Below are 20,590 nucleotides of genomic sequence, written 5' to 3'. Positions count from 1 at the left end.
TCCCACGCACCGCCACGTCTCCGCATTCCAACCAGTCCAGCAACGCCAAGCTCTAGCAGGGGAGTATGACGATGCGGCAACAATGTCATACTGGGGCCCAGAGCCAGTGTCGAGGTGTGCAATGATCGCAGCAGGCCGGGGAAACATCGGGGAGGTCGCGGATGTTTCGCACAAGTGTCACATCGGCAGCCGATAAGCCTTGCTCCCCTCGGTGTTCAGCGCCTGGCAAGCCGCTTGTCTTGCCTGAGCTGGCCGCCGGCCTCCTTGACTGAGACTCTTGCGCGTTGCTTCCGACAGGCCGATGACTGGGAACATGAGACGGCACAAGGCGGCGCGGCGGATATCGGTGGGGTTCGTGCTCGTGCTGGCGTCTCTGCTCGACGTGTCCGCCTCGACCTCCGCGCTGCCGGCGGATTTCCCTGACATCGACGTGCCGGGCTTCAACGGGCCGACGTCCAGCCTTGGGACGTCCAGCCTTGGGGAGTCTCCCACAACGTTGGCGCCGGTCAGTTCCGCGGCGCCATCGCGGTCTCCGGTCAATCGGGAAGCGATGCGCGGCAATCCGCTCTGTGCAGTCCCGCTCGCGGCACTGACGGACACGAACGAACGGCCGATCTTCTCGACCTCGCGGCGGCCGCCGTCGCCACCTGCGATTTCGGAGTCTGTGTCGAAGGCGCCGCCCGTGCCGCCCGGCCCGCCGGCAGCCGAACTGCGGCTGGTGCTGGTCGGAACCGTCGTCGGCGGCGATCAGAGCGTCGGCATTTTCGTCGACGAGACCAGCAAGGCCACGCTGCGCCTGAAGCTCGACGGAGACTACCAGGGCTGGCGCCTCAGTTCGGTGCACCCACGCGAAGTGACGATGGTGCGCGGCGAGCTCTCCGAGACGCTGACATTCCCGAAGGCAGGCGGAGCCGTGCCCGCGACAGGACCGGCGGTTGCGGAAAGTGCGGTGAAGCGAGGCAGCTCGCACACGGCTCAGTATGACTGAACGAGTCCTTCAGGCAGACGTCGTTGCTATTGGGGGGCTGTGCAAACTTAAATCTGGAACACCCGCCGGGGGGCACGTGTCAGACACTCATGCCCGGCGTTTGTGACGAGCACGGTCTCGCTCAGCGCGAGCCCGTCGGCGGAAACATACATGTGGAATACCATGCCTTCCTCCAGCCTCCAGTCGACGGTGGGCAGGAAGACACGTGAGAAGTCGCTGGTGCGCGGCGTGTGGGCCGGATAGCAGCCGAGCGAATAGCCGGTGATATTGGGAAAGTCGGGCCGCAGGCCTTCGGCGAGCATCGTGTCTCTGGCCAGCGCGTCGATATCGGCGGCTGCGGCGCCCGGCTTCATCGCTTCGAGCTGCTGGTCCTGGATCTCGATCAGACGGCGTGCGAGTTGCGATCGGCGCTGGTCCATCTCTCCGATCACGGCCGACCGCATCAGGCGGGCGCCGTAGCCGTCGATATAGGGCAACAGCTCCATATGCAGAACGTCGCCTTTGGCGAGCGGCTGCTTGGTGAGTCCGCCGTGCAGGAACGCGTTGCCGACGCCGGCGGTGATGATTCCCGCGCGTGCCGCATCGGCGCCCTCCTGCATGAACACCTGATAGACGGCTGCCGCGGCATCGCGGGCCGATCGGCCTTCGCCGGCCGCCTTCACAGCGGCATCGATGCCGAGATCGCCGATTGCGGCGGCGCGCCGGAGCACGGCGATTTCCCTTGCGCTTTTCCTGGCGCGGAGCAGGGCCATCACGCCGGAGAAGTCCACGAATTGCGCGTCCGGCAGCTGGGCAGACAAATGCTTGAAGCGGGACAGCGGCATGCAATAGGAATCTTCGTCGAGGCCGACACGCCCCGTCGCACAGCCGAGGCTGCGGATGGTATCGGCGAGGACCTTGATCGGGTCTTCCCAATCGGCGAAGGCGACGGAGCGCTGCAGCCATGAGCTCTCGCTGAACGGGCCGAGGTCGACGGCGCGCAGAATCATGATCGGCTCGCCATCGCGCGGCAGCAGGCAGGCCCGATACATGTTCTCCGAGATCAGGAATCCGGTGAGATAGGCGAGAAACTCGCTCTGATCGATGATCAGGACATCGAGATTTCGTGCCGCCGTCTGCTCGCGCACGCGCTTGACGCGAGCGTCATATTCGTCGATCGGAAACAACATCGTCATTCGCCCTCGTGGGATCAGATGCGCGATTTCGAGCGCGCGTCAGCCGCAGATCTCGAGGATCGCGAGCATGTAGATGCGGATCATGTCGACGAAATCGACGATATCGACCCGCTCGTCGGGCATGGTGTTGTAGCGTCCGCCGGGGCCGCAGACGATACCTTCCATCTTGCCGAAATAGTGCAGGTGACCGGCGTCGGTGCCGTAGAAACAGCTCGGCGCAACGGGTCCGGTCGGCTGGTCTTCGCCGCGCACCGTGCGATAGGCGCGGTTGATCGCGGCGACGATCGGGCTCGTACGCGCCACTTCGAACGGCGGCATCGTCGGCACGCCGGAGCGATCCTCCGACATGATCTTGGCCTTGAGACCGGGAAACCGTGCTTCGAGCGCATCGAGCTCGCGACGCATGTCGGCCAGCGCGCCGGCCTCGGTCTGGCCTGGCGCATAGCGGCCCGAGCCCTTGATCCGGACGAAGTCGGCAACCTGCGGCGCGCGCCATTCGTGCAGCTCGCGCCCGAGCGCGCCATGCACGACGCCGACATGGACGCGGTTGATGCCCTCGTGCTCCGGCGAGAGCGCGCCCGAGAACTTCATCGCGTTGAGACGCGGAATGAGGTCGCACGCCGCGGTGATGGCGTCGACCGCCTCTTCGCGCTTGGACAGGTGACGGGTATTTCCTGTGAGCTCGATGATGAACATAAACGCCGCGGCGTGCATGGTCATCGCCTTCAGGTCGGTCGGCTCCGAATTGATGAAATAATCGGCGCGAAGTCCCTGCTCGACGAGCGAGTAGGTGCCGACGCCGCCTTGTAGCTCACCAACCACGTAGGTGAGGATGACGTCGCCTCGGAGCTTGACGCCGGCGTCGATCAGCGTCTTGACGGCGCAGAAATAGGCGGCGTCGCCGGCCTTCATGTTGGAGACGCCGATGCCGTAGATGAAGGCGTCGTCGACCTTGCCTGCCCAGGGATCGACGGTCCAGCCCTCGGTCACCGGGTTGGTGTCGAGATGGCCGTTGAACATCAGGCTCTTGCCGCCGCCGGTGCCTTTCCAGCGGCCGACGGCGTTGACGCGTCCCTCGTCGCCGAAGGGCGTGAGCTCGCTTTCGAGGCCGATCTCGCGCATGCGGCCGGCCATGAAGGAGGCGAGCTGCTTCTCGCCCTCCGACTTGGAGTAGCTCTTGTGCTGCACCATGCGCGACAAGAGGTCGAGGGCGGCGGGCACGTCGATCCGGGCGAGAAGTGCGTTGTGATCCATGAGAGAAATCCTTGTCGTCAGCCGACCGGTACGGGCGAGGCGGCCATCAGTTCGCGGGTATAGGGATGAACGTGCTCTGCGTCGAAATCCTCGGCCGGCAACAGGTCGACCATTTCACCGCGGCGCATCACGGCGATGCGGTGGGCGATCTGACGGATGAGGTTGAGATCGTGGGTGATGAAGAGGAAGGCGGTTCCGGTCGCGGCGCGCAGCGCCAGCAGCAATTCGATGATCTGCGCCTGCACGGAGACGTCCAGCGGCGCGGTGATCTCGTCGCAGATCACGAGCTTTGGCCGCGCGGCAAAGGCCCGTGCGATGGCGACGCGCTGCTTCTGGCCGCCGGAAAGCTGGTGCGGCCAGCGATCGGCAAAGGACGTCGGCAGGCGGACCTGTTCGAGAAGGCGGGGAATCTCGGCGGTGCTGCCGCCATACAGCTTCAGGGGACGCGACAGGATTTCGCCGACCTTCTGGCGCGGATTGAGCGAGGAATCCGGATGCTGGAAGATGATCTGCACGTCGCGGCGATAGGCCGCGTTCATGTCACGCGCGCCTGTGATCTCGCGATTGTCGAAGCGGACTTTCCCCGAGAAGCGGGCAAGACCGGTGAGCGCACGTGCCACGGAGGATTTGCCCGAGCCGGATTCGCCGACGAGGCCGAGAATTTCTCCCGCCCGCACATCGAGGCCGATGCGTTTGGTCGCGGGCGGCGGCGGATGGCCGAAGAGGCTGCCGCGACCGTAATGGACCTCGATGTCCGAAGCCGCGAGAAGGACATCGTCACTGGACTTGTCGTGAATGAGACGCCGTTCCGGCCGCGGCACGGCCTGCACGAGGGCCTGCGTATCGGCATGCCGGGGCGCGCGGAAAATCTCGGCGGCCGGGGCCTGCTCCACCAGACGGCCGTGTTTCAGGACCGCGACCCGGTCGGCAACCCGCGTCACGAGCGCGAGGTCGTGGGAAATATAGAGTGCGGCAACGCCAGTTTCCTCGCGCAGCCGGGCGAACAGTTCGAGGATGCGTGCACCGGTGATGACGTCGAGCGCCGTGGTCGGCTCGTCGAACAGGATGACATCAGGCCGGCAGCCGAACGCCGTGGCAATGATGACACGCTGCTTTTCGCCGCCGGAGATCTCGTGCGGATAGCGTCGCATGATCGCGGCGGGATCGCGCAGTTCGACATGACTGAGCAGGTCGACGGCCAGCGCATCCGCTTCGCGCTGCTTGAGGCCGCGGTGCTGGATTAGCGTCTCCGTCACTTGCCGGCCGATGGTGAGGGTCGGGTTGAGCGAGGTCGACGGATCCTGGAACACCATGCCGAGGCGGCGTCCCCGGATTCTGGTCAGCCCGCGCGGACTCAGGCGCTGGAGGTCGGTGTCACCGAGATGCAGGGAGCCTGCGATCTCGCGGGCATTGTCCGGCAAATGGCGCATCAGCGCCCAGGCGAGCGAGCTCTTGCCCGAGCCGGATTCGCCTACGAGGCCCAGCACTTCGCCCGGGCCGATCTGACGCGAGATGTCGTGCAGCACGCGCACCGGTCCCGCGGCCGTCGCGTAGTCGAGCGTATAGTTCTCGATGGCAAGGGCAGGGATCACCGCTCATCCTTCGGATTGAGGGCGTCGCGAAGGCCGTCGCCCAGCAGGTTGAAGGCAATGGCGGTGAGTGCGATCGCCGCCGCGGGCACGATCAGACCCCACGGCGCCTGGTACATGTACTGCCGGGCATCGGCCACCATGAGCCCCCATTCCGATGCAGGCGGCTGCGCCCCGACGCCGAGGAAGCTGAGGGTCGCGAACAGCATGACGGCAAAGGATACGCGAATGGTGGATTCGATCACGATCGGCGCCATCACGTTGGGCAGCATCTCGCGGAAGATGATCCAGACTGCGCCCTCGCCACGCGCGATGGCCGCCTTGACGTAGTCCTGATTGCGCACATTGAGTGCAACGGAGCGGGTGACGCGCGCCATGCCGGGCGCAAAAGCCACCGCAATGGCGATGACGGCGTTGCCGGCGCCATTGCCGAGCGTCGAGACCAGCAATAGCGCGAGCAGAAGGCCGGGGATCGCCATCACCGCGTCGTTGGTGCGCATGATGGCCTCGTCGGTTCGGCCGCCGAGATAGGCCGAGCCGACGCCGATGATGGCGCCGGCCGCGCTGCCAACGAAGGTCGCGATGAGGGCCATCGGCACGGTCGAGCGGGCGCCGACCATCAGGCGGCTCAGGATGTCGCGGCCGAATTGGTCCGCGCCAAGCCAGTTCTGCCAGCCGGGCGGACGAAACCGGCCGAGAAAATCGATCTTCTCCGGCGCGTACGGGGCAAGCGCCGGCCCGAACAGGCATGCAATGGCAATGAGCGCCAGGAGCGTCACGCCGACGAGCCCCTGCGGTCTTCGGATCAGGCGGATGAGCAGCTCAGTCATAGCGGATCCGCGGGTCGAGAACGGCATAGGCCATGTCGGCAAGCGTATTGGTGACGGCGTAGGTCGCCGCCATGATCAACGCGCCCGCCTGGATCGACGGCAGGTCGCGCGCCGTGATGGCGACCATGAGGGCCCGTCCGATGCCAGGAATGGCGAAGATCTCCTCGATCACGATGATGCCGCCGAGCAGGTAGCCGACATCGAGCGCAATGATCGTCACCACCGGCAACAGCGCGTTGCGCAGCGCGTGACGGAATAGCACGCTGCGTTCCGGCAAACCCTTCAGGCGCGCTGCGCGGATATAGTCCGATTTCAGCACGTCCAGCGTCTCGGAGCGCATCATGCGCATCACGTGCGCGATGAGGATCACCGAAATCGTCAGCACCGGCAGCGCCAAATGAGAGATGCCGTCGCCGAAATTTTCCAGCGGCGAGACGTAGCCCGTCGCCGGAAGCCAATGCAACGTGTCGGCCAGCAGGAGCGCAAGCAGTGTCGCGGTGACGAATTCGGGCAGTGAGACGCCGAGATATGCGATCAGACTAACGCCGGTGTCGGCGGCCCTGCCTTGCCGCAGCGCCGCCACCACACCGAGTGGTACGGCGACGACCAGCGTGACGAGGATGGACGATGCCGCGAGCAGCAGCGAACGCGACAGCGCGCTCAGCATTTCCGGGCCGACGGGCTGGCTGGTCCGCATCGAGATGCCGAAATCGCCGGTGAAGACGTGGCCGGCCCAGCGCAGATATTGCTGCCAGGCCGGAGCGCCGAGCCCAAGCTTCGCCCTGAGCGCAGCCAGCATTTCGGGCGTCGCATTCTCGCCGAGCAGCGACTGGGCCGCGTCGGCCGGCAGGACCTGCGTGATGGCGAACACCAGCATCGACACGACGATGACGGTGTAGACCATCAGCAGCAGACGGCGCGCGAACCAGGCAAGCGACACCCGAAGCCTCCGCGTCAGCCGCGCTTCGGCGCGCCGGCGCCGAGCGAAACCAGATCGAGGCGGAAGACCGAACCGCGCGGATGCAGCGCGTAGCCCTCGACGTAGGAGCGCTGTGCGGCCAGAAGGTCGAAGAACGCCGAGATCACGGTGGGGACCTCCGTGTTCATCATCTCCTGCGCCTTGGCATAGAGCGCGGTGCGCTTGGCCTCATCGGTCTCGACGCGGGCCGCATTGATGACGGCATCGAACGCGCTGTTGTTCCAGCGCGTCTCGTTCCAGGTCGCATTGGACGTATAGAGCAGGTTGAAGATCGCATCAGCCGTCGGCTGCATGTTGTAGAAGCCGACGTAGAAATTGCCCTTCTTCCAGACCTGGTCGAGATAGGTCGCGTGCGGCATCGTCTGCACGTTGATCCGGAAGCCGGCGGCGGCGGCCATCTCGCGAACGGCGACGCCGAGCTGGGTGCGGGTCGCGGGCCTGTCGGATGCGATCAGCGTCAGATCGATGCCGTTGGGATAGCCGGCCTCGGCCAGAAGCTGCTTCGCCTTGGCGACGTCGGGCTTCTTCATCGGGATGTTCTTGTAAAAGTGATAGGCGGAGTTGAGTGGCGTGTCGTTGCCCGGCGTTCCGTAGCCGCCGGCGACGAAACCGACGGTCGCCTCGCGATCGACCGCCAGCGCCAGTGCCTGGCGGACCCTGACGTCGTTGAATGGCTTCTGGTCGCATCCGAGGTTGATGTTGAGGAATTGGCCGGAGGGCGTGCGCAGCGCCTTGACGCCGCTCGCCTTCACGAGCCGCTCGTATTCGCCGGGCGTCGTCGTCAGAAGCAGGTCGATCTCGCCTGAGATCATCGCCGAGGCTTCGGCCGTGCGGTCCGGATAGACCAGCAATTCCACGCGATCGAGGTAAGGCCGCGCCGGGTCGTAATAGGCCGCGTTGCGTTCGACCACGATCTTCCGATCAGGTTCATAAGACACCAGTTTGAACGGCCCGGTGCCATTCGCCGTGGTCGACAGGCTGGCGAGGTCGGACGCGATGACCTTCGCCGGAACGATCCGCGCATTGAGATAGGTCAGGGCCACCGGCAGGTCGGCGTAGGCGCCTGATAGCGTGAACTTGACAGTCAACGGATCGATCGCCGCGACCTCCTTGATCGGACCGACATTGGTCCGGCCGGGGGAGGCGGTCTTCGGATCGAGAATGGCATTGATGCTGGCGACGACATCTTCCGACGTCAGCGGCGAGCCGTCGTGGAACGTCACGCCGGGGCGCAGCTTGAAGATCCACTCCGTCCGCGCCTCGTTCGGCTCCCAGGAGAGCGCGAGGTCCGGCTCGACGGTCATGTCCGGCTTCAGCCGGGTCAGGTTGGAATAGAGCAATTCGGTGACGAGATATTCCGGATTGACCCGCGCCAGCATCGGGTGAATCACCGACGCCGCCTGGTCGAGCGACATCCGCAGCACGCCGCCGCGCTTAGGGGTATCGGCGACGGCGATCCTGGGGAGAGTGACGAGGCTGATGGCCGTGCCGGCAAGAAACAGGCGGCGGGTGACGGACAGCATGGCAGTAGGCTCCTCGAGTTAGCGAATGGCGGTTGCTTCGGGCGAAAGGTCGGGACGGAATTCGGCGGAGAGGTACGCCAGGACCGACTTCGCGAGCGCGATGATGTCGGGGAGCGTGGTGAATTCGCCGGGCGCGTGAATGCGACTGGTCGGCCGACCGAGGCCGGTCAGAAGGATCTCCTGCATGCCGGTCGCCTGCACCCAGCCGAAGTCGGAACAGCTCGTTGCGCCCCATTTGGCGAATTCGTCGGGTGCGTAGCCGAATCCGGCCGACAGCGCGTCCTGCCAACGCGGCCAGTGCGGACCGGTCGGATCCGACGTCGGCATCAGGTGCCCCGTCAGTGCGATTTCGATCTCTGCGTACGGCGCAGCCTTGCGGATCGCATCCTCGATCTCGTGGCGCGCGGCGAGGAAATCCTCCTCCGGCGCATAGCGGCGGCAGATCAGGATATCGAAGCGCGAGGGAATCTGCCCGCCGCACTGGCCGCCATGAGCGGCCGATATATCGAGCTGTGCGGCAAGCGGGCGTGTCGCGCCTGGCGCGGCCGGCAGGGCGGAGATGCGCTCTGCGATGTCCGGCTTCAGCGCAGCGAGCGCATTGAGGATCGGCAGCGCGGCCTCGATGGCATTGGCGCCGCTTCCGGCGTTTGCCGCTTCGCTCGCATGAACCGTCCTGCCATGGACTTTCACCAGCAGCGTAAACAGCCCGAAGCAACCGGCCCAGATGCGTGGCGCCGCCGCGCCGTTGAAGTTGAGGATGTGCCCCTCGAGCAAGCCCTGGTCCGCGAGATAGCGGACACCGGGATGGAGCCCGCCTTCCTCGTCGGTGCAGAACAGCAGCATCGGATCATAGCCGAGCGGCAGGCCGGTGCGGTCGGCGGCGCGCAGCGCCAGCAGCACGGCCGCGATCGTCCCCTTCATGTCGGCTGAACCGAGGCCGATCAGACGGTCGCCGTCGCGCGTCAAGTGCAGCGGATCGGTGGCCCAGCCCGGCGCGGCCGGCACCGTATCGACATGAAAATACAAGCCCAGCACCGGCCTGCCGGAGCGGCGGCGCGCGATGAGATTGGTGCGCGCGCCTTGCGCCGGGCCGCCAGCGACGCGCCACAGGTGCTCGGGGACATCGATGCGCCGGCACTCGAGGCCAAGCGGCGCGACGAAGCTCTCCATCAATCCGGCAAACGCCTGGTATCCCGCACCGGGTGGGAAGGTCGTGTCGACCGCCACCATCCGCGCAAGATCGTCGACCGCGCTTTCGGCAGCGCGTTCGATTTCGGCGAAACCCAGGCTTAGCCCGGACTGCGCTGGACCGTTAAGCGGAGAAACCATTTGCGGCGGCTCATTTCTATATTCTATAAAGAAATACACGATGAGAACCGATTGCTGTCAATTCCAAAGAATGAGGCAGAGGTGACCGGTAAACAGGCAAAAGCGGCGGTGACGGGCTCGTCGAGCCTGCCGGTTCCTCTGTACGAGCACGTGAAGCGGCAGATCGCCGAGGCGATCCTGGTTGGAGAGCTTGCTCCGGGTACGGTGCTGCCGGGAGAGGTCGCGCTTGCAACGCGGTACGGAGTTGCGGTTGGCACCATTCGCCGGGCGCTGGCGGACCTGACTGCCGACGGCATGCTGGTGCGCCGTCGCAAAACCGGTACGGTCGTCACCGGCCGTGCTCCGCAGCACAGCCTGCGCTTCTTCTTTCAATACTTCCGCCTGCATGGCGAGGACGGCGGCCTGCAGCGCTCCGTACCTGAGGTCTTGTCCGTGGCAATCCGGCCGGCAGGCGCCGAGGAAGCCGCGCTCTTTTCGGAGCCGGCGGGTGAGCCGCTGCTCTGTCTCGACCGCATCCGGAGAGTCGGCGGCGTGCCGGTCATGCATTCGCAGATCAAGCTCCTTGCGCGCCGCGTGCCCGATTTTCCGCGCGAGCCGGCACGCGTGCCGGCGCTTCTCTATCTTCATCTGCTCGACGTCTACGGCATCCGCGTTGCTGCGGTCCGCGAAAAATTGTCGGCAGAGCTCGCGGACGCGAAAGACCGGCGTCTGCTCGGCTTGCGCTCGCCGAGCGCCGTCCTGGCCATTCACGAAGAGGCCTACGATCAGACCGGAGCATTGGCGCTGCTCAGCGAGCACCGCGCGACGACCGCGCACCATCGCTATGTGAATGAAATCCGCTGACCCAATCGGAGTAATCACCGTCCTCGAGCGATGGAGAGACAGAACGACAAACCCGCATCGTTTGGGCTCGTCGCGCAGACCCGGCTCGTCGATCAGCAGAGCGGACGCATCTGGCGATAGCAAATAGATCCGCGCTATTTCCCCGCCATCTCGGCGCGGTACCAGTCGCCGATTTCGCTTGCGGTCATCAGCGCGACGCCATCATGGCTGATGACATGGTCGAGCAGTGCCTCCAGATACTTGATCCGGTGCGGCACGCCGGTGATGTAAGGATGGATCGAGATCGCCATCACCCGCGCATTATCGGCGCCTTCGAGATAAAGGCGGTCGAACTGGTCGGTGCAGCGCTTCAAGAACTGCTCGGACGGCAAATGCTGAAGCGCATGGATGACAATGTCGTTGGTCTCCACCGAATAGGGGATGGTGGTGATGGTGCCGTGGGGCGTGGCGATCTCCTGCGGCAAATCGTCGATCACCCAATCCGCGACATATTCGATGCCGTTGAGGCGGAGCAGGTCGAGTGTTGCCTCGGTTTCGGTGAGACCAGGGCTCTCCCATGAGCGCGGCGGCTTGCCGGCGAATTTGGTGATGGTGTCGACCGCGCGCTTGATCGCATCGGCCTGGTTGTCGAGCCTGTGCATCGGCCCCTGCAGGAAGCCGTGGCCCATGAACTCGAACCCGGCTTCCAGCGCGGCGGAGGCGACGCGGGGGTAGGAATTGCAGACATTGCCGTTGATGGCGAGCGTCACCGGGATGTTGCGCTCCGTGAGTGCCTTGAACTGGCGCCAGAAACCCGCGCGCATGCCGTATTCATGCCACGACCAGTTCGGCACGTCGGGCAACAGCGGCTGCCCCATTGGCGGCGACAGCACAGTACGAGGCATGGCATTTTCGATCCGCCATTCTTCGACATTGAGGATGACCCAGACGGCGAGCCTCTTGCCGCCGGGCAGCTTGAGCTTCGGGCGGTCGACCTGAGCGATGTAGGGGATGCGATCGGAGAGAGCCATCGTGTTCAACCTGCGGCGTCGCGGCTTCGGGCAGAGGCGGCGTTGACGCGTGGTATGACTTGCTCGGCCATCAGGATCATGGAGCGGCGGCCGGCCTCGCGGTCGCGCCAATCCTTGCCGGCGTAGAGGAGCGTGCCGAAGGTGCCGACGTCCTCCTGGAAAGCCAGCAACTGGTCGGCAACGCTCTCCGGTGTGCCGTAGATGATGAGTTTTTCGCAGATCGACTCCAGCGTCACCTCATCGTCGGGCTGGTCGCGCCGGGTCTTGAACAGCTCGATGCGACCATTTCGCTTCAGCTTGGTGAAGAGCGAGCGATAGTAGTAGACGTAAGGTCCGTTGGGGTCGGTGGCGTAGGCCTTGGCGGTAGCGGCATCCTTGGCGACGAATACGCTTTTGGCCACGCGCCAGTTGGCGGGATCGGCCCGACGCCCGGCGCGCTCGCAGCCCTCGACATATTTCGGCCAGTGGCTCTTCACCCATGCCGGCATCAGGAAGTTGGCGGAAATCGGTTCCCAGCCGCGCGCGGCCGCCTCAGTGACGCCCTTGGAGAAGGGCGCGACGGCAGTGACCACGATCGGTGGATGCGGACGTTGCAGCGGCTTTGCGATAAAGCCCTGACCGATGTCCTCGATCAGGGTTTTTTCGATCGAGATGTTCCAGTATTTGCCTGCAAGATTATAAGGTGGCTTGCCCTCCCAGATTGCCAGCACCTGGTTGATGGCCTCCAGGAACATCGCATTGCGATCGGCCTCGAGATTGCCAAACAGCTCGGCGTCCGACAGCAGGCCGCCCGGGCTGATGCCGAAGATCAGCCGGCCGTCGAGCATGTGGTCGAGCATTGCGATAGAGGCGGCAATTGCGGCCGGATGGCTGTTCGGCATGTTGACCGTGCCGGTGCCGAGCTTGATCTGCTTGGTGGCGGCGGCAAGCCAGGCGATGAAAGCGATGCAGGACGTGATGTTTTCGGCGCGGTCGGTGACGTGCTCGCCGACATAGGCTTCCGAAAATCCGAGCTCGTCCGCCAGCAGGAAGGCTTCCCGATCCTCGTTCAGGGATTGCCGCCAATCCTTGTCCAGGGGATGGATCGGCATCGTGAAGAACCCGAGCTTCATGATTGCTGTGCTTCCCCGAGCTGTTCTTGTTGGCGGGAGGGTGCGTCGGCCGGTCGATCAAGGCAAGTCCGAAAGTCGAAAAGACTGCGAAATCTAGTCGCTTGACCTTCGAAAAGTCCCACCCTCTAATCCCCTCAAAAGCAGAAAAGCAGTTCCGGGGAGGGGCTTGCCTGAATGAAAGCCGCGGCTTTCACCTACGCACGCGCGACCAGCGTTGCCAATGCGCTGGAGCTGCTTGCCGTGCACGGAGAGAAAGCGAGGGTGCTTTCGGGCGGGCAAAGCCTGATCCCCGCGATGAATCTGCGGCTGGTTGCGCCGGAGGTGATCGTCGATATCGGCGAACTCGTCGAATTGCGCGGGATTGCGGTCAAGGACGATATACTCGTCATCGGCGCGCTGACCCGGCATGCCGATCTCCTGAAATCATCCGACATTGTGAAATGCGCGCCGCTGCTCGGGGCGGCAGCGGCGCATGTGGCGCACCCCGCAATCCGCAACCGGGGTACCATCGGCGGCAGCCTCGCGCAGGCCGATCCGGCATCCGAACTGCCCGCCTGCATGCTGGCGCTGGGTGCGTCGATCGTCGTCCACGGCCCCGGCGGCGAGCGGCGGATTGCTGCGGAGGATTTTTTCACCGGGATTTACGAGACGCAGCTGGCACCGCAGGACCTGCTGGTCGCCATCGAACTGCCAGTCGCCCATACCGGCTCGGCGCATTTCTTCCAGGAGTTTGCGCGGCGGCACGGCGACTATGCGATCGTCGGCCTTGCGGCGCAGGCCGTGCTGCAGGGCGATCGGTTTGCCGACCTCCGGCTCGGCTATTTCGCCGTCGGCGACAAGCCCGTCCTGGCGAAGGCTGCGGACAAACTGGCGGGCGCTGCAATCACGCCCGCACTGCTGGCCGAGGCCTCCGACGCCCTTTCGCATGAGCTTGATCCGCATGAGGATCAGCAGGCGACGCCCGCAATGCGCCGGCATCTCGCAAGAGTCTTGCTGGCGCGCTGCGTCGCTTCGCTCCTGAACCGTCCCGATCTCGACATCGGAGGACGGACGTGACGGCTCCAATGGCGATCTCAGTCACGGTCAACGGCGAGCGCGTGGAAGCGCATGTCTTGCCGCGACTCAATCTTGCGGATTTCCTGCGCGAGCACCTGAAACTGACGGGCACGCATCTCGGATGTGAGCATGGCGTCTGCGGAGCTTGCACGGTGCGCGTCGGCGGCGAGATTGTGCGCTCCTGCCTGATGCTGGCGGTGCAGGCGAATGGCGCCGTGGTCGAGACGATCGAGGGGCTGTCCGACTCCGGCGAGATCGCCGATCTGCAGGCGGCGTTTCGCGACCGCAATGCGCTGCAATGTGGCTTCTGCACGCCGGGCATGCTGATGGCGGCGCAGGATCTGCTGCGCGAGAACCGAACGCCCGCGCGAGAGGAGATCCGCGAGCATCTCTCGGGCAATTACTGCCGCTGCACCGGTTATCACGCCATTGTCGACGCGATCGAGACGACCGCGCGGGCGCGGATGGAGCTGAAGGCATGAGCCCGGCCCGCAGCAATCCGGAAAGGCTGTCGGTCCTGGACCGGCCGAACTCCTATATCGGCAAGACGGTGCCCCGGCCGAATCTGGAGCGGCTGCTGCAGGGCCGGGGCAGTTATGTCAGCGACATGGAGCTGCCGCGGATGGCGCATGTCGTGTTCTTGCGCTCGCAATATGCGCATGCGGAGATCGTGAGCATCGACGCCGCCGTTGCAAGGCGGATGCCGGGTGTGATCGCGGTCGTCACCGGCAAAGAGCTTGCGGACGTCATCACGCCGTGGATCGGCGTGCTCTCCCATCTCAAGGGCCTCAAATCCGCGCCACAATCGGCGATCGCGGTCGACCGGGTCTGCTGGCAGGGCGAGGCGGTGGCCGCCATCGTGGCGACGAGCCGTGCGGCGGCTGAGGATGCCGCTGAGCATGTTGCGGTCGAGTATAGGGAGCTCGAGGCCGTCACCGACATGCGCACGGCGCTCGATCCGGCGACACCGGTCATTCATGCTTCGCTTGGCGACAATCTGGCGTTCGAGCGCGTCCTCGACGCAGGCGCCGTGGATCAAGCCTTCGCCGGTGCCGATGCGGTGGTCGAGGCCGAATTCATCTTCGGCCGCCACACCGGCGTGACGCTGGAGCCGCGTTCGGTCGTTGCCGACTGGGATGCCGCGGAAGCGCGGCTCACGATCTATCAGGGGACGCAGGCCCCGCATATGGTGCAGAACATCGCTGCACTGCACCTGGGTTTGCGAGAGTCGCAAGTTCGCGTCGTCTGCAAGGATGTCGGCGGCTCGTTTGGCATCAAGGTGCACATCTACGCCGACGAGATGGCGACTTATGCGCTGGCCAAGCTGCTGCGTCGGCCGATAAAATTCGTCGCCGACCGCGTCGAGAGTTTCAATACCGACATTCACGCCCGCGACCATCGCTGTAAGGGAAAGATCGGCGTCAAGCGCGACGGCGCCATCACGGCGTTCGAGATCGACGATCTGACTGGCATCGGGCCTTATTCGATGTACCCGCGCACGAGCGCGATCGAGGCCAACCAGGTCGTCAACCTCGTCGGCGGCCCCTACACCACGAAGAACTATCGCGCCCGGGCGCGGGTGGTGTTTCAGAACAAGAACGTGATGTGCCAGTACCGCGCGGTCGGCCATCCCATTGCCTGCTCGGTGACTGAGGGACTGGTCGATCTCGCCGCCATGAAGATCGGTATGGATCCGCTGGAAATCCGCCGCCGCAATCTCATTGCTGACGACGCCTATCCCTGCGCCTCGCCGTCGGGGCTGCGGTTCGAGCAGTTGTCGCACCATGCGTCGCTGGCCAAGATCGTCGAGATGATGAACTATGAAGCGCTGCGTGCCGAGCAGGTGGCCTTGCGCAAGCAAGGCATTCATCGCGGCATCGGCATCGCGAGCTTTATCGAAGTCACCAATCCCAGCGCCGCGTTCTATGGCGTTGGCGGGGCGAAGATATCGTCACAGGATGGCGTGGCGGTGCGGCTGGATGCGCAAGGCTCGGTGATCTGCCAGACCAGCATCACCGAGCAGGGGCAGGGTTCGCAGTCGCTCACGGCGCAGATCGTGGGCAGCGTCCTCGGCGTTTCCATGGATCGCGTCCGCGTCATGCTCGGTGACACCGACATGACGCCCTACGGTGGCGGCACCTGGGCTTCGCGCGGCGCCGGCATCGGCGGCGAGGCGGCGCTGCAGGCGACGAAGGTCTTGCGCAAGAATATCCTCGATGTGGCCGCCGTCATTCTGCAATCGACCTCGGCCGAACTCGATATCATCGACAATGCCGTGGTCAATGTCAGCGACGGCGCGCCGCGCATCGAACTCGATGAGCTTGCGCGCATCGTCTATTTCCGTCCCGACATCCTGCCGCCGGGCATCCAGCCCGAACTGATGGCGACAAGGCACTATGTGCCCCGTGAATATCCTTTCGCCTTTACCAATGGCGTTCAAGCCGCCTGGGTCGAAGTCGATGCCGACACCGGCTTCGTCAAGTTGCTCAAGCACTGGGTGGTCGAGGATTGTGGCACCATCATCAATCCGCAGCTGGTCGATGAACAGATCAGGGGCGGAGTGGTGCAGGGGCTTGGTGCGGCGCTGTTTGAAAAGTGCGTCTATGACGACCGGGGACAGCTGACCAACGCCAACATGGCCGATTACCTGGTGCCGATGTCCGGCGAAATGCCCGACATCGACGTGGGCCACGTCGTCTCGCCGACGCGGGAGTCCGAGCTCGGCGCCAAGGGCGCGGGCGAGGCCGGTACCGCAGGCGCGGCGGCGGCAGTGGCCAACGCGGTCAATGATGCGCTCGAACCGTTCGGAACAATAATCACCGAGATCCCCCTGACACCGCAGCTTATCCTGACGGCCTTGGGACGGATCTGACGAGGGACGCCGCCGCAAAACAATACAATCACACCAAGCAACAACGACCTAGGGGAGAGAACTGCCAATGTCGAAGAAGGTCTCCAAGCCAGGATCGATTTCCCGCCGCCGGCTGCTGGCGACTGCCGGCGTGACGCTCGCTGCCTCGCCGTTCGGCGCCAAGCTGGTGCAGGCGCAGCAGACGCCGATCAGGATCGGCATGAGCATGCCGCAGACCGGCGGTCTTGCAGGTGGCGGCAAGGCCTCGCTGCTCGGCATCGAGATCTGGCGTGACGACGTCAACGCCAGGGGCGGGCTGCTCGGAGGCCGCAAGATCGAACTCGTCGTCTATGACGACAAATCGAGCGCGTCGGAGACGCCGGCGATCTATTCGAAGCTGATCGATGTCGACAAGGTCGACCTCTTGTTCGCGCCCTATGCTACCGTGCCGACGGCGCCGATCATGCCAATGGTCAAGCAGCGTGGGCTTCTGCTGATGGGTAACTTCTCCTTCCAGGTCAACAGCAAAGTCGGCCATGACATGTGGTTCAACAATGCGCCGTGGGGACCGGCTGACAGCTGGGCCACTTCGTTCCTCGATATCGGTCAGAGGGCCGGCGGCAAATCCATGGCGTTGCTGGCCGCCGACCAGGAATTCGCGCAGAATCTGGCGAAGACCGCGCGTGAAGTCGCAGCGAAGCGCAACCTGCCGATGGTATTCGACCAGGCCTATCCGCCGAACACGGTGGAGTTCTCCAGCATCATCCGCGCGCTCAAGGCATCCAAGCCCGACATCGTCTATATCGCGTCTTATCCGCCGGATTCGGCGGGCATCCTGCGCGCCGTGAACGAGATCGGGATCGGCGACAACGTCAAGGTTTTCGGCGGCGGCATGGTCGGCCTGCAGTTCGGCGCCGTGATGGAGAATATGGGATCGCTGCTCAACGGCGTCGTCAACTACAACACATGGCTGCCCGAAAAGAGCATGTACTTCGAGGGCACCAGGGAGTTCTTCGACAAGTACACAAAACGTGCCGTCGAAGCCAAGATCGATCCGCTCGGCTATTATCTGGCGCCGTTCGGCTATGCCAGCGGCCAGCTCATCGAGCAGGCCATCAACGCGGTGGGGTCGCTGGAGCAGAAGGCACTCGCAAAATATCTGCGCGAAAACACGCACAAGACCATCGTCGGTCCGATCGCGTTTTCACCTGATGGCGAGCGCAAGGAAACTGCGGTGCTGCAGGCCCAGTTCCGCGGCGTCGTGGATAAGAACATGGAGCAGTTCCGCAGCTCGGGCAAGCAGGTGATCCTGTTCCCGGAGAACCTGAAATCCGGCGAGTTGGTCACTCCGTTTGAGGCCGCGCGGAAGTAAGCTGGATATCGCGAGACGGCTCGGTAAAGATCGTCCCAGGATCGGCTACCCCGGCACGAGTTGATCGGGGAGTCGATCTCAAAGCGGGTCAAGGGGGATCTCAATTGTTTTCATTTGATCTGCTGCTCGATGCGGTGGTGATCGGGGTGCTGCTCGGCTGCTTCTACGGCGCGGTCAGCCTCGGATTGTCCGTGTCGTTCGGGCTGCTTGACGTCCCCCATGTGGCGCATCCGGCGTTTCTGGTGCTGGCGTCCTACGCGGTGTATTTCCTCAACGAGCATTATGCCGTTGATCCGCTGATCGCCGGGCTCCTGATCACACCGGTATTCTTTCTGCTCGGGCTCGTGGCCTATCGCTTGTACTACGAAACGTTCGAGAAGCGAGGCAGCGACGCAGCGGTGCGCGGCATCGCCTTCTTCTTCGGCGTCGCCTTCATCATCGAAGTGCTGATCATCCTGCAATTCGGCGTCGATCAGCGCTCCGTCACCGCCGACTATGTCGGCAGGGCCTGGCGGCTCGGCGATATCCGCATTCCGTACCGGCTCCTGGTCGCCTTTGTCGTCGCGACCGCACTGACCGTCCTGCTCACGCTTTATTTGTCGCGGACCTTCATGGGACGCGCCATCCGGGCGGTCGCGCAGGACCAGGAGGCGTTGCGGTTGATGGGCGCCAACCCGATCAGGATCAAGCAGTGGGCGTTCGGCATCGCCACGGCCGTGCTCGGGATCGCCGGCGCCCTGCTCATCATAGTCGCTCCTGTCGATCCGACACTCGATCGTGCCTATATCGGGCGTACATTCTGCGTCGTTGTGATGGCGGGGCTCGGCAGCATGGGCGGCACGCTCGTCGCCGCCATCATTCTCGGTGTTGCCGAGACGATTGTGCTCACCATGTTCGGCGCCTCCTGGGCGCCAGCGATTTCCTTTGCGATGTTGCTCGGCGTTCTCGCCGTAAGGCCGCAAGGCCTGTTTGGCAGGCGATCATGACACGCAACAGCATTGCTTTCTGGACCGGAGCGACCGTCTTTCTCGTCGCGGTCTTTGTGATGACACAGGTCGTCGGCAACCAGTATCCATTCTTTGCCGGCTACGTCATCCTGCAGTTCATCGCGCTTGCCGTGGCATGGAGCATCCTCGGCGGTTATGCGGGCTATGTAAATTTCGGCACCAGCGCGTTTTTCGGCGTCGGCGTCTATGCCGCGGTCTTCCTGGTCAAGGCCTTTGGCGCGCCGCTACCCCTGCAGATACTGACTGGCGCCGCGATCGGTGCGCTCATGGGGTTTGCGCTCGGTCTCTTGACGCTTCGCATGCAGGGCATCTTTTTCTCGATCGCGACGATTGCGCTGACGATCATCATCGAGACGACGATAACAAATTGGCGATACGTCGGCGGAGCAGCGGGTATCCAGATCCAGCGGCCGGCGGTGATGGCGCCATTCGACAATTATGTGCAGATGCTGTTCTTCGTCCAGGCTCTCCTCGTGGTTCTGGCGGTTGCGATCTCGCGCTACATCCAGAATTCATGGATCGGCCGCGGCCTGCAGGCGCTGAGGGACGACGAGCTTGCGGCCGAATGCACGGGCGTGCCGACCTTGCGGTTGAAGCTGCTCGCCTGTGTGATCTCAGGGGCGCTGATGTGCGCCGTCGGCGCGCCGGCAGCGATGTACCTGCAATATGCCGACCCTGCGTCCGCGTTCAATCTCAACTACTCCGTCACGACCCTCGCGATGTCTCTGATCGGCGGAACCGCGCATTGGTCCGGACCGATCATCGGCGCGATCCTGCTTGGCACAACGCAGCAATTGCTGACGGTAACGATCTCGTCGGAAGTCAATGTGCTGGTGCTGGGCGTGATGCTCGTGCTGTTTGTCGTGGGCGCCCCGGAGGGTATCATCGGCCTGATCCGCAAGCTGCGCGGCGACCGCAAGGAGGGCGAGGTATGACGCTCTCAGGAACCCAGTCGCCCCTGCTGCGGATTTCGTCGCTCACCAAGCGTTTCGGCGGGTTCACGGCGCTCCACAACGTGAGCGTCGACATTCGGCCCGGCGAGCGGTTCGGCCTGATCGGTCCGAACGGCTCGGGCAAGACCACGCTGATCAATTGCATTTCCGGCGCGTTTCGCACTGAGCCCGGCACCATCCTGTTTCGGGATGAGGACATCACGCCGCTGCAGCCGCATGTGCGTACGCGCCGCGGCATCGCTCGCAGCTTCCAGATTCCACGACCGTTCAGGAGCATGACGGTCGCCGAAAATCTCATGGTCGCGCTCGATTTTGCCGCGCACGAGCACGTCTCGGTGGCGCAGCGGCGAGACGCCATGATGTCGATCCTCAATCAAATGGGCCTCGCCTTGAAGGCTAACGTCTCGGCCACGCAGCTTAGTCAGGTGGAATTGCGCAAGATGGAACTCGCGCGTGCAATGGCGACGCATCCGAAGCTCCTGATTTCGGACGAGGCCATGGCAGGCCTCTCCAGCTCGGAAGTCGACGAGGTGCTTGACCTGCTGCTCAGCCTTGCAAGCCGGGACATCACCATCATTATGATCGAACACATCATGCAGGCCGTGATGCGCTTCTCCGAACGCGTCATGTGCCTCGACGCTGGCCGAATCATCGCCATCGGCACGCCATCCGAAGTCATGGCCGACCAACGCGTGCAGGAGGCTTACCTTGGCACTTAG

General features: G+C 64.2%; 18 protein-coding genes. 9 read left to right on the top strand and 9 right to left on the bottom strand.

Going from position 1 to position 20,590, the window contains the following annotated elements:
* The first annotated feature begins 313 nt into the window (after positions 1–313).
* Positions 314–988, top strand: a complete 675-nt coding sequence (locus tag XH79_RS02295; RefSeq protein WP_271580487.1) for a hypothetical protein — start codon at positions 314–316, stop codon at positions 986–988.
* 47 nt (positions 989–1,035) lie between these two features.
* Here the strand turns inward: XH79_RS02295 and XH79_RS02290 are convergent, their stop codons facing one another.
* The 7 genes from XH79_RS02290 to XH79_RS02260 are packed head-to-tail and all read right to left on the bottom strand — an operon-like array spanning position 1,036 to position 9,667.
* Positions 1,036–2,163 (bottom strand): M24 family metallopeptidase, encoded by a 1,128-nt coding sequence (locus XH79_RS02290; RefSeq protein ID WP_271580486.1) that lies wholly within the window; start codon positions 2,161–2,163, stop codon positions 1,036–1,038.
* Between the two features lie 39 nt (positions 2,164–2,202).
* Positions 2,203–3,417 (bottom strand): M20 family metallopeptidase, encoded by a 1,215-nt coding sequence (locus tag XH79_RS02285; protein ID WP_212338352.1) that lies wholly within the window; start codon positions 3,415–3,417, stop codon positions 2,203–2,205.
* Between the two features lie 17 nt (positions 3,418–3,434).
* Positions 3,435–5,009 (bottom strand): nickel ABC transporter ATP-binding protein NikE, encoded by a 1,575-nt coding sequence (nikE, locus tag XH79_RS02280; protein WP_271580485.1) that lies wholly within the window; start codon positions 5,007–5,009, stop codon positions 3,435–3,437.
* Complete coding sequence (locus XH79_RS02275; protein ID WP_212338354.1) at positions 5,006–5,836, bottom strand: ABC transporter permease; 831 nt, start codon at positions 5,834–5,836, stop codon at positions 5,006–5,008. Before XH79_RS02275 ends, nikE begins: the two co-directional genes overlap by 4 nt.
* Complete coding sequence (locus XH79_RS02270; protein ID WP_212338356.1) at positions 5,829–6,776, bottom strand: ABC transporter permease; 948 nt, start codon at positions 6,774–6,776, stop codon at positions 5,829–5,831. Before XH79_RS02270 ends, XH79_RS02275 begins: the two co-directional genes overlap by 8 nt.
* 14 nt (positions 6,777–6,790) lie before the next feature.
* Positions 6,791–8,338, bottom strand: coding sequence for an ABC transporter substrate-binding protein (locus XH79_RS02265; protein ID WP_271580484.1), 1,548 nt, complete (start codon positions 8,336–8,338; stop codon positions 6,791–6,793).
* Positions 8,339–8,356: 18 nt separating this feature from the next.
* On the bottom strand, positions 8,357–9,667 hold the full coding sequence (locus XH79_RS02260; RefSeq protein WP_271580483.1) for a M20 family metallopeptidase: 1,311 nt from the start codon (positions 9,665–9,667) through the stop codon (positions 8,357–8,359).
* A gap of 81 nt (positions 9,668–9,748) precedes the next feature.
* On the opposite strand from XH79_RS02260, the gene XH79_RS02255 reads away from it, so the two are divergent.
* Positions 9,749–10,510 (top strand): GntR family transcriptional regulator, encoded by a 762-nt coding sequence (locus XH79_RS02255; RefSeq protein ID WP_271580725.1) that lies wholly within the window; start codon positions 9,749–9,751, stop codon positions 10,508–10,510.
* 134 nt (positions 10,511–10,644) lie between these two features.
* Here XH79_RS02255 and XH79_RS02250 read toward each other — a convergent pair whose 3' ends face one another.
* Both XH79_RS02250 and XH79_RS02245 read right to left on the bottom strand, forming a co-directional pair.
* Positions 10,645–11,520 (bottom strand): polysaccharide deacetylase family protein, encoded by an 876-nt coding sequence (locus XH79_RS02250; protein WP_271580482.1) that lies wholly within the window; start codon positions 11,518–11,520, stop codon positions 10,645–10,647.
* A 5-nt stretch (positions 11,521–11,525) separates the two neighbouring features.
* Positions 11,526–12,632 (bottom strand): LLM class flavin-dependent oxidoreductase, encoded by a 1,107-nt coding sequence (locus XH79_RS02245; RefSeq protein WP_271580481.1) that lies wholly within the window; start codon positions 12,630–12,632, stop codon positions 11,526–11,528.
* 174 nt (positions 12,633–12,806) lie between these two features.
* Here XH79_RS02245 and XH79_RS02240 point away from each other — a divergent pair, with 174 nt between their 5' ends.
* The 7 genes from XH79_RS02240 to XH79_RS02210 all read left to right on the top strand — a co-directional run bounded on the left by XH79_RS02240 (position 12,807) and on the right by XH79_RS02210 (position 20,590).
* Complete coding sequence (locus tag XH79_RS02240) at positions 12,807–13,688, top strand: FAD binding domain-containing protein (RefSeq protein WP_212338367.1); 882 nt, start codon at positions 12,807–12,809, stop codon at positions 13,686–13,688.
* 8 nt (positions 13,689–13,696) lie between these two features.
* A complete protein-coding gene (locus XH79_RS02235) occupies positions 13,697–14,170 on the top strand; it encodes a (2Fe-2S)-binding protein (protein ID WP_271580480.1) in 474 nt (157 codons plus the stop codon).
* Positions 14,167–16,560 carry a xanthine dehydrogenase family protein molybdopterin-binding subunit gene (locus XH79_RS02230; protein ID WP_271580479.1) on the top strand — a complete coding sequence of 798 codons (2,394 nt, stop codon included), beginning with the start codon at positions 14,167–14,169 and terminating at the stop codon, positions 16,558–16,560. The genes XH79_RS02235 and XH79_RS02230 overlap by 4 nt, the downstream gene beginning before the upstream one ends.
* Before the next feature lie 67 nt (positions 16,561–16,627).
* Positions 16,628–17,911 (top strand): amino acid ABC transporter substrate-binding protein, encoded by a 1,284-nt coding sequence (locus tag XH79_RS02225; protein ID WP_271580478.1) that lies wholly within the window; start codon positions 16,628–16,630, stop codon positions 17,909–17,911.
* A gap of 104 nt (positions 17,912–18,015) precedes the next feature.
* Positions 18,016–18,897 carry a branched-chain amino acid ABC transporter permease gene (locus XH79_RS02220; protein WP_212338375.1) on the top strand — a complete coding sequence of 294 codons (882 nt, stop codon included), beginning with the start codon at positions 18,016–18,018 and terminating at the stop codon, positions 18,895–18,897.
* A complete protein-coding gene (locus tag XH79_RS02215) occupies positions 18,894–19,853 on the top strand; it encodes a branched-chain amino acid ABC transporter permease (RefSeq protein ID WP_212338378.1) in 960 nt (319 codons plus the stop codon). Before XH79_RS02220 ends, XH79_RS02215 begins: the two co-directional genes overlap by 4 nt.
* The gene (locus XH79_RS02210) at positions 19,850–20,590 is read left to right on the top strand and encodes an ABC transporter ATP-binding protein (RefSeq protein ID WP_271580477.1); all 741 of its coding nucleotides are present in this window, start codon (positions 19,850–19,852) and stop codon (positions 20,588–20,590) included. The genes XH79_RS02215 and XH79_RS02210 overlap by 4 nt, the downstream gene beginning before the upstream one ends.

It is taken from the genome of Bradyrhizobium sp. CCBAU 45389, assembly GCF_028128625.1.
Lineage (GTDB): Bacteria > Pseudomonadota > Alphaproteobacteria > Rhizobiales > Xanthobacteraceae > Bradyrhizobium > Bradyrhizobium liaoningense_B.
The sequence above is the reverse complement of the archived record's forward strand: the minus strand, read 5'-3'. Positions and strand labels throughout refer to the sequence as shown.

What these genes read in the sequence shown, in the direction of transcription:
- XH79_RS02295 (WP_271580487.1), top strand. Translation starts at nt 314, where the DNA reads ATGAGACGGCACAAGGCGGCGCGGCGGATATCGGTGGGGTTCGTGCTC.
- XH79_RS02290 (WP_271580486.1), bottom strand. Translation starts at nt 2,163, where the DNA reads ATGACGATGTTGTTTCCGATCGACGAATATGACGCTCGCGTCAAGCGC.
- XH79_RS02285 (WP_212338352.1), bottom strand. Translation starts at nt 3,417, where the DNA reads ATGGATCACAACGCACTTCTCGCCCGGATCGACGTGCCCGCCGCCCTC.
- XH79_RS02275 (WP_212338354.1), bottom strand. Translation starts at nt 5,836, where the DNA reads ATGACTGAGCTGCTCATCCGCCTGATCCGAAGACCGCAGGGGCTCGTC.
- XH79_RS02265 (WP_271580484.1), bottom strand. Translation starts at nt 8,338, where the DNA reads ATGCTGTCCGTCACCCGCCGCCTGTTTCTTGCCGGCACGGCCATCAGC.
- XH79_RS02260 (WP_271580483.1), bottom strand. Translation starts at nt 9,667, where the DNA reads ATGGTTTCTCCGCTTAACGGTCCAGCGCAGTCCGGGCTAAGCCTGGGT.
- XH79_RS02250 (WP_271580482.1), bottom strand. Translation starts at nt 11,520, where the DNA reads ATGGCTCTCTCCGATCGCATCCCCTACATCGCTCAGGTCGACCGCCCG.
- XH79_RS02245 (WP_271580481.1), bottom strand. Translation starts at nt 12,632, where the DNA reads ATGAAGCTCGGGTTCTTCACGATGCCGATCCATCCCCTGGACAAGGAT.
- XH79_RS02240 (WP_212338367.1), top strand. Translation starts at nt 12,807, where the DNA reads ATGAAAGCCGCGGCTTTCACCTACGCACGCGCGACCAGCGTTGCCAAT.
- XH79_RS02235 (WP_271580480.1), top strand. Translation starts at nt 13,697, where the DNA reads ATGGCGATCTCAGTCACGGTCAACGGCGAGCGCGTGGAAGCGCATGTC.
- XH79_RS02230 (WP_271580479.1), top strand. Translation starts at nt 14,167, where the DNA reads ATGAGCCCGGCCCGCAGCAATCCGGAAAGGCTGTCGGTCCTGGACCGG.
- XH79_RS02225 (WP_271580478.1), top strand. Translation starts at nt 16,628, where the DNA reads ATGTCGAAGAAGGTCTCCAAGCCAGGATCGATTTCCCGCCGCCGGCTG.
- XH79_RS02215 (WP_212338378.1), top strand. Translation starts at nt 18,894, where the DNA reads ATGACACGCAACAGCATTGCTTTCTGGACCGGAGCGACCGTCTTTCTC.
- XH79_RS02210 (WP_271580477.1), top strand. Translation starts at nt 19,850, where the DNA reads ATGACGCTCTCAGGAACCCAGTCGCCCCTGCTGCGGATTTCGTCGCTC.